This window comes from Streptomyces sp. SID3212 (assembly GCF_009865405.1).
In the GTDB taxonomy this organism is placed as follows: Bacteria; Actinomycetota; Actinomycetes; order Streptomycetales; family Streptomycetaceae; genus Streptomyces.
In genome coordinates, this window is record NZ_WWJY01000840.1 from 1 (window position 1) to 7483 (window position 7483).

At 73.7% G+C, this 7483-nt stretch carries 6 protein-coding genes and 1 tRNA gene; 4 read left to right on the forward strand and 3 right to left on the reverse strand.

Going from position 1 to position 7483, the window contains the following annotated elements:
• Both GT042_RS25485 and GT042_RS25490 read left to right on the forward strand, forming a co-directional pair.
• Window positions 1–915: SPFH domain-containing protein (locus tag GT042_RS25485; RefSeq protein WP_272925751.1), on the forward strand; the 915-nt coding region annotated here is incomplete at its 5' end.
• 136 nt (window positions 916–1051) lie between these two features.
• Window positions 1052–1639: a lytic polysaccharide monooxygenase gene (locus tag GT042_RS25490; RefSeq protein WP_161311070.1), complete on the forward strand. Its 588-nt coding sequence runs from the start codon at window positions 1052–1054 to the stop codon at window positions 1637–1639.
• Between the two features lie 176 nt (window positions 1640–1815).
• Here GT042_RS25490 and GT042_RS25495 read toward each other — a convergent pair whose 3' ends face one another.
• Together GT042_RS25495 and GT042_RS25500 are read right to left on the reverse strand one after the other, a co-directional pair.
• On the reverse strand, window positions 1816–4275 hold the full coding sequence (locus tag GT042_RS25495) for an FtsX-like permease family protein (protein WP_161311071.1): 2460 nt from the start codon (window positions 4273–4275) through the stop codon (window positions 1816–1818).
• A complete protein-coding gene (locus GT042_RS25500; RefSeq protein ID WP_161311072.1) occupies window positions 4269–5156 on the reverse strand; it encodes an ABC transporter ATP-binding protein in 888 nt (295 codons plus the stop codon). The genes GT042_RS25495 and GT042_RS25500 overlap by 7 nt, the downstream gene beginning before the upstream one ends.
• 133 nt (window positions 5157–5289) lie before the next feature.
• Here GT042_RS25500 and GT042_RS25505 point away from each other — a divergent pair, with 133 nt between their 5' ends.
• Window positions 5290–6627, forward strand: coding sequence for a sensor histidine kinase (locus GT042_RS25505; RefSeq protein WP_237531163.1), 1338 nt, complete (start codon window positions 5290–5292; stop codon window positions 6625–6627).
• Between the two features lie 183 nt (window positions 6628–6810).
• A complete protein-coding gene (locus GT042_RS25510) occupies window positions 6811–7308 on the forward strand; it encodes a phospholipase (RefSeq protein ID WP_161311073.1) in 498 nt (165 codons plus the stop codon).
• A 101-nt stretch (window positions 7309–7409) separates the two neighbouring features.
• Here the strand turns inward: GT042_RS25510 and GT042_RS25515 are convergent.
• Window positions 7410–7483: transfer RNA gene (locus GT042_RS25515), tRNA-Lys, on the reverse strand.

Consider the following 7483-nt stretch of genomic DNA (forward strand, 5'->3'; position numbering starts at 1 on the left):
CCGCCCGTCGATCCCAAGCTCGTCGAGCGGCCGGGGCCCGTACTGCCCGGCTGGGTCGCCGCGTTCGCCGGGCTCGCCGCCGTCGTCGCGTGCGCCGTCGTGGTCTGGTGGGCCGGGGCCGTCCCCGACGCCGTCAACACCGTGCTCCGGCTGCCCTCCCCCGCGTACCACGGCATCACCCTCGGGGAATGGGCGCTGCTCACGCTCGGGGTGACCGTCGCGCTCTTCGCCTTCGGCGGGCTCGGGCGCGGGCGGGTCGGGCAGGCCTGGGTGCTGACGCTCTTCGGCGACTACCGGGGGAGCGTGCGCCGTACGGGCCTCATCTGGGTCAGCCCGCTGCTGCTGCGCCGCAAGGTGGACGTACGGCTCAGGCACTGGCGCAGCGAGCCCGTCCCGGCGGTCGACGCGAACGGTACGGCCCTGCGCGTGGTCGTCCTCGTCGTGTGGCGGGTCAAGGACACCGTGCGCGCCGCGCTCGGCGTACGGGACCACGAGGAGTACCTGCGCGAGCAGGTCGAGGCGGCGATGGCGCGCGTCCTGTCGCAGCTGCCCGCCGACGCGTTCCACGACGACGCCCCGACCCTGCGCAACGCGGAGGCCGTCGGCGACGCGCTGACCCGGATGCTGTCGGCCGAGTGCCGGCCCGTCGGCGTCGAGGTCTTCTCGGCGCAGCCGACGCGGATCGAGTACGCCCCCGAGATCGCCGAGGCCATGCAGCGCAGCCGGATCGCCGCGATCGACGCCCGGCACCGGGACAGCGTGCTGACGTCGGTGGTCGACGCGGTGGACGACACCGTGCACCGGCTGACATCCCGCGGACTGGTCGAACTGGACGACTACGAGCGTAAAGCCCTGGTCAAAGACCTCACGGTGGCCTTCTACACCGGCCGGCAGGGCACGGCGGAGAGATTCTGATTGGTCTGGACCGCACTTGTTATGGACACGGTCAAGTTCCGTTAATACTCTAGTGCTTGGTCTAGACCGCAGACTGTTCTCACCTGCACGCGTGCAGTACGGCTCACCGAACTCCCCACGTTCTCTGGAGCGAAGCATGCGAAAGAAAATAGGCGCGGCCGTGGTCGGCCTCGCGATCGCCGGCGTGTCCTTCGTCGGCACCGGCAGCGCCAGCAGCCATGGCTACACCGACCAGCCGCTCAGCCGTCAGAAGCTCTGTGCCAACGGCACGGTGTCCAACTGCGGCAACATCCAGTGGGAGCCGCAGAGCGCCGAGGGCCCCAAGGGCTTCCCGGCGGCCGGCCCCCCCGACGGGCAGCTGTGCTCGGCCGGCCTCAGCCAGTTCAACCAGCTCAACGACCAGCGCAACGGCGCCTGGCCGACCACGAAGGTGACGAGCGGCGCGAACTACAACTTCCGTTGGCAGTTCACCGCGAGCCACGCCACGACGGACTTCAAGTACTACATCACCAAGCAGGGCTGGAACTCCAACGCGCCGCTCACCCGCGCCGCCCTGGAGACCCAGCCGTTCCTGACGGTGCCGTACAACAACGCGCGACCGCCGTTCACGCTGTCGCACTCGGGCAAGCTCCCCTCCCGGACCGGCCGGCACATGATCCTGGGCGTGTGGACGATCTCCGACACGGCGAACGCGTTCTACTCCTGCTCGGACGTCCAGTTCTGACGGAACGTCAGTCCTCAGGATGAGGTAGCGACCCCGGTGGCCGTGGTAGCAGCGGCGACCGGGGCCGGTACGTCGTAGTCAGGCGCCCGGGGAGCGGGGCACCGTCGGTCCGCCGCCGTCGGCCCCGCTTCCCGGGACGCCGCCTTCACCCGCGCGCCGCCCTCACCCGGGCGCGGTCACTCGCGTACCCCGGCCAGTTCCACCGGCCGCCGCCGCAGCGACAGCCATGCCGGTACGACCGCCGCGACCACCGCCGTCGCCGCGCAGGCGGTCGCGACCGCGAGGAGCGCGGACCAGGGCATCACGGGTACGGAGGGCACGCGCAGCACACCCAACGCGCCCCACAGGCCCAGCAGGTTGAGCCCGGCGACCAGGACGCCGACCACCGCGCCCACCGCCACGACCGTGAGCGCCTCCGCCGCGACGAGCCACAGCACCTGCGCCTTCGTCGCGCCCGCGAGCCGCAGGACGGCCAGGTCACGGACCCGGTCGGCGGTCGCCATCACCATCGTGTTCGCCAGGGCGATCCCGCTGTAGAGCAGGGCGATCCCGAGGACGAGCAGAAAGCCGACGCGGGTCCTGCCGTCGGTCTCCGGGTAACTCGCCCGCACCCAGGCCGCCCTGGTGAACACCCGGCCGCCGTCCGCGACCGCCGTCCGCAGGGCCGCCGCCACCGTACGCGCGTCCGCGCCCTCCCGGAGCGTGACGTCGACGCGGTCCACCGGCGCGCCCGCCGCGTTGCGGGGGGTCACGTACACGCCGTTGTCGCCGGTCCCGGCCCGCATCACCGCCGCGATACGGAGCGTTCTGCGCGTACCGTCGCCGAGCCGGACGGCCACGGACCGGCCGACCGTGTGCTGCCGCCACTCGTCGTTGACGATGATCGAGTGGTCGTCCAGATCGGCCGACCGGCCCGCCACCAGCGGAAGCCGGGCCGTCGCCGCCAGCGCGGACGGCTCCGCCGCGCGGGCGTCGGACCTGATCAGCGCCACCCCGTCCTCCAGGACGTAGACCGCCCCGGCCGAGGTCGGCGAGATCTCGATGCCCGGGATCCGGCGCATCCGGGCGACCGCCGCCGCGTCAAAGCCCGGGTCGGCGGCGCCGGACACCACGAAGTCCGCCGTGGTACGCCGCTGGATCTCCCCGGCCTTCGCGCCGGCGACGGTGGCCACCGCGCCGAGGAGCGAACCGGCCAGCGCGACCGTGACGAGGACGGGCGCGGCGACGGCCGACGTACGGCGGATCCCGGCGCACGCGTTCGCCCGCACCAACAGGGCGGTGGCGCCCCGGAGTCGGGCCTGCGGCCAGGTGAGCAGCCGGATCAGCGGGCGGACCAGGACGGGCGCGAGCAGGGCGAACGCCGTGATCAGCAGCATCGGGCGGCTGGTGTACGCCTTGCGGCCGAGCAGGCTGCCCGGTTCGGTCACCAGGGTGAAGGCGAGCAGCCCCAGCCCGGTCAGCAGCAGCCCCGCGCCGAAGACCCTGCGGCCCCACGTCATGATCCCGCTGTCCACCGCCGCGTCGCGCAGCGCTTCCGCCGGGCCGACGGATCCCGCCCGCCAGGACGCGGCGACCACGCCGCTCAGGGCGACCAACAGCCCGGTCCAGAAGGCCATCTGATACGGCCAGGTGGACGCGCCGATCGCGAACCAGGCGGGCGCGACACCGCTCTCCACCAGCCAGGCGGCCAGCTCGGGCGCGGCGGTGGCGCCGAGCACACACCCCGTCGCCGAGGCCAGGACGCCGACCACCGCCGCCTCGGCGAACACCGTGCGCCGGATCTGTCCAGGAGTGGCGCCGGCCGTGCGCAGGAGCCCGAACTCCCGCCGCCGCTGGGCGACTCCGAACGCGAAGGTCGAGGCGACAACAAAGACGGAGACGAAGCCGGTGACCCCCGCCGCCGTGCCCAGCATGGTGTTCACCACGACCAGGGCCTCGCTGTCCCGGTCCGGATCGGCGTCCGCCTCCGCACGGCCCCGCCCCGTGAGCACCCGTACCGCCGGGGTGTCCGCCACCGCTGCCCGTACGGCTCCGGCCTCCGCCACCACGGCCAACTGACGGACCGGCGGGGAGAGTTCGGCGGCGCGGGTGTCGGTGAAGAACAGGGCGTGCTCGAAGCCGAGGTCCCGTACGGTGCCGACCACCGTGACCGTGCCCCGGTCGGTCCGTATCCGCAGGCCCGGGGCGGCCCAACTCCCCGTGGCCACCGCCTCGTCGGCGGCGGAGGGAGCCCGGCCCGTGGTCAGCCGGTACGGCGCGAACGCGGCGGTGGACCAGGGGTGGCCCACCAGGGCGGCGGGGGCCGCCGCTCCCGACACCCGTACCGCGAAGGAACGGTCCTCGACCGTACGGCCGACGGCGGCCACCTTCGCCACGAGCGCTGCGGACAGGGGCGGGGGAAAGTCCAGCCCCTTGGTCCTGACCCCGCTCGGCGTCGGTACGCGCAGGGTGTCGGAGGCCCGCACCACCACCGGGGCCGCCGCGAACCGTTCGGGGCGGCGGTCGGGGGCGTCCAGGCTCGCGGCCAGGGCGAGACCCATCGTGGCGATCAGCCCGACGCCGAGCGCCAGGGCGACAAAACTGCCGACGAAGGTGGTCCACCGGGCACGGAGGGTCCGCACGACCACACTCAGCACGAGGCGACCTCCGGCCGGACGGTCCCGGCGGTCCCGGCGGTCCCGGCCGTCCCGCCGGTCCTGGCGGTCCCGGCCGTCCCGCCGGTCCTGGCGGTCCCGACGGTCCCGGCGGTCTGCGGGGCGGTGTTCCGTACGGTCTCCAGCGCCGTCATCCGGCGCGCGACCTCCTCGGCGGCCGGCGCGGACAGTTCGCCGTCGACCCGACCGTCGACCAGGAACACCACACGGTCCGCGTACGAGGCGGCGACCGGGTCGTGGGTGACCATCACGATCGTCCGCGCCTCCCGGTCGACCATCGCGCGCAGCAGGGAGAGCACCTCGTGGCCGGTCCGCGAGTCGAGCGCGCCCGTCGGCTCGTCGGCGAACAGCACCTCGGGGCGGGTGATCAACGCACGGGCCAGCGCGACCCGTTGCTGCTGTCCGCCGGACATCTCCGAGGGCCGGTGGCGGGCCCGGTCGCCGAGGCCGACCTCCGCCAGCGCCTCCCGTACCCGGGCCCGCGAGGCGCGGTGTCCGGCGAGCCGCAGGGGCAGCGCCACGTTCTGCTCGGCGGTCAGGGCGGGCAGCAGGTTGAAGGCCTGGAAGACAAAACCGGCCCGGCGCCGGCGCAGCCGGGTCAGCCGGGCCTCGGAGAGCGCGGTGAGTTCCGTACCGCCGAGGGTCACCGAACCGGACGTGGGGCGGTCGAGGCCGGCCGCGCACTGGAGCAGCGTGGACTTGCCGGAGCCCGAAGGGCCCATCACGGCGGTGAAGGTGGCCGGGGGGAAGGCGAGCGAGACCCGGTCGAGGGCGGTGACGGCGTCCGTCCCGGTCCCGTACGTACGGCTCACGGAGGCCAGCCGTACGGCGTCGCCGGTGTCGTTTCTGCTGGGGTGGGTCATGGGTCCCACTCCATCCGGAACGGGGGTCCGGCACAGCAGTGCGGGACCGAGTCCTGGGGTGGGGCAGGCCCTACCCCGGGCACTCCGTCCTGCCCGATGGTCCGGCCCCGGCCGCCCCCTCTACCGTCGTGCCATGCCCTCCCGCGCCCTGTCCTCCCCGGCCACGTCCGCCGAAACCGTGTGGCAGGCGCTGGCCCGGCCCGGCTATCTGCTGACTCCCTGGCCCTGGCGCACGGCCGCGTATCTGCTGAGCGGGATCCCGGCCGGGATCGCCGTGCTGGTGGTGACGGGCGCCCTCGCCGTGGCCGGCGGGCTGCTCTCCCTCGTGCTGGTCGGGCTTCCGCTGCTCGCCCTGCTCGCGCTCGGCGGGATTCCCGTGGCCGGGCTGGAGCGGCACAGGCTGCGGCTGGTGGACCCCCGGCCCCTGCCCGACCCGCACCGCCGGCCCGCCGAACCGGGGTTGTGGCCCTGGGCGCTGACCCGGTTCCGGGAGCAGGCCACCTGGCGGGAGCTGGGCCACGCCCTGCTGTTCGCCCTGGTGCTGTGGCCGCTGGACCTGATCGCCGTCGTCTTCGGGCTGCTGCTGCCGCTGGACATGGTCGCCACGCCCCTGCTGATGGCGACCGTGTGGGACGGCGGGGAGGCGAAGGTCGTGAAGGTCTGGACGGTCACGTCCTGGCCCGTCGCCTGGGCGTTCGCCGTGCTCGGCGTGGTGTTCCTGGCCGTCTGCGGGTACGCGCTCGGCGCGGTGGCCGGCGCCCGCGCGGAGCTGACCCGGATCCTGATCGCCCCCCGGGAGACCGTGCTCGGGCGGCGTGTCACCGAACTGACCCGGTCGCGGATGCGGCTCGTGGACGCGTTCGAGGCGGAGCGGCGGCGGATCGAGCGCGACCTGCACGACGGGGCGCAACAACGCCTGGTGGCGCTGACGATGGCCCTCGGGCTCGCCCGGCTCGACGCCCCGCCCGGCCCGCTCGCCGACCGGCTCCGTACGGCGCACGAGGAGGCGGGAGAGGTGCTCGCGGAGCTGCGCGAGCTGATCCGGGGCATCCACCCGGCGGTGCTCACCGACTACGGGCTGGCCGCCGCCGTCGCGGACGCCGCCGACCGCTCGGTGGTGCCGGTGGAGGTGGCGCTGGACGGCGCGGCCGGCCGGTACTCCGACGCCGTGGAGGCCACCGCGTACTTCGTGGTGTGCGAGGCGCTCGCCAATGTCGCGCGGCACAGTGGGGCGGCCCGGGCCACGGTGACCGGGCGGTACGGGGACGGGCGGCTGGTGCTGGCGGTCGAGGACGACGGGCGGGGCGGGGCGCGCGCGGAGGGCGGCAGCGGACTGACCGGTCTGGGCGACCGGGTGTCCGTCCTGGACGGCCGGCTGTCCCTGTCGAGCCCGGTCGGCGGGCCCACGGTCCTGAGGGTCGAGATCCCGTGCGACATCCGTACGGATATCCGCACCGAAGCCATCAACTAGGGCCGTTTGAAAGGGCGTTCGGCGGTGCGGGCGGTGCAGGGGGGTTTCCCGGCACTCGAATGTCAGGGAGGATTCCCACAGCGGTCATCGCGCGTAGACCCGTAAGAGAACCGCCCCGTTCAGTGTGAGGAAGCGCCGTGCCACCGCACGGCGTCACGCCCGTTTTCGCCCGGAGGTTTTCCCATGCGCAGACGTCTGGCTCTTTCGCTCGCCGCAGCACTGCTCGCCCTTCCCGCCGCCCTGCTGTCGACCAGTCAGGCCGTCGCGGCGCCCGCGGACAAGCCGCAGGTGCTGAGCGGCTGGACCCAGGGAACCGTCAGCAGCTACAACGCGTGGGTCTCCGCCCGCGGCAATCAGGGCGCCTGGTCGGCGTACGGCTTCGACTGGTCCACCGACTACTGCTCCAGCTCGCCGGACAACCCCTTCGGCTTCCCGTTCCAGACGGCCTGTGCCCGCCACGACTTCGGTTACCGCAACTACAAGGCGGCCGGCACGTTCAGCGCCAACAAGGCGCGGATCGACTCCGCGTTCTACACCGACCTCAAGCGCGTCTGCTCCGGCTACTCCGGCGCCACGAAGGCGTCCTGCGACGCCACGGCGTGGACGTACTACCACGCGGTCGACATCTTCGGCGTGACCCCCGCGGTGGACGGCAACCGGTCCGTCGCCCTGGTCGGCTGACCGGCCGCTCGCCCCGGGAGCCCCGGCGCCCGCCCCGCACGCTCCGTACCCCAGGCACACGAAGAAGGCCCCTCGCTCTCGCGAGGGGCCTTCCCTGTCTGTGCGCCGTCAGGGACTCGAACCCCGGACCCGCTGATTAAGAGTCAGCTGCTCTAACCAACTGAGCTAACGGCGC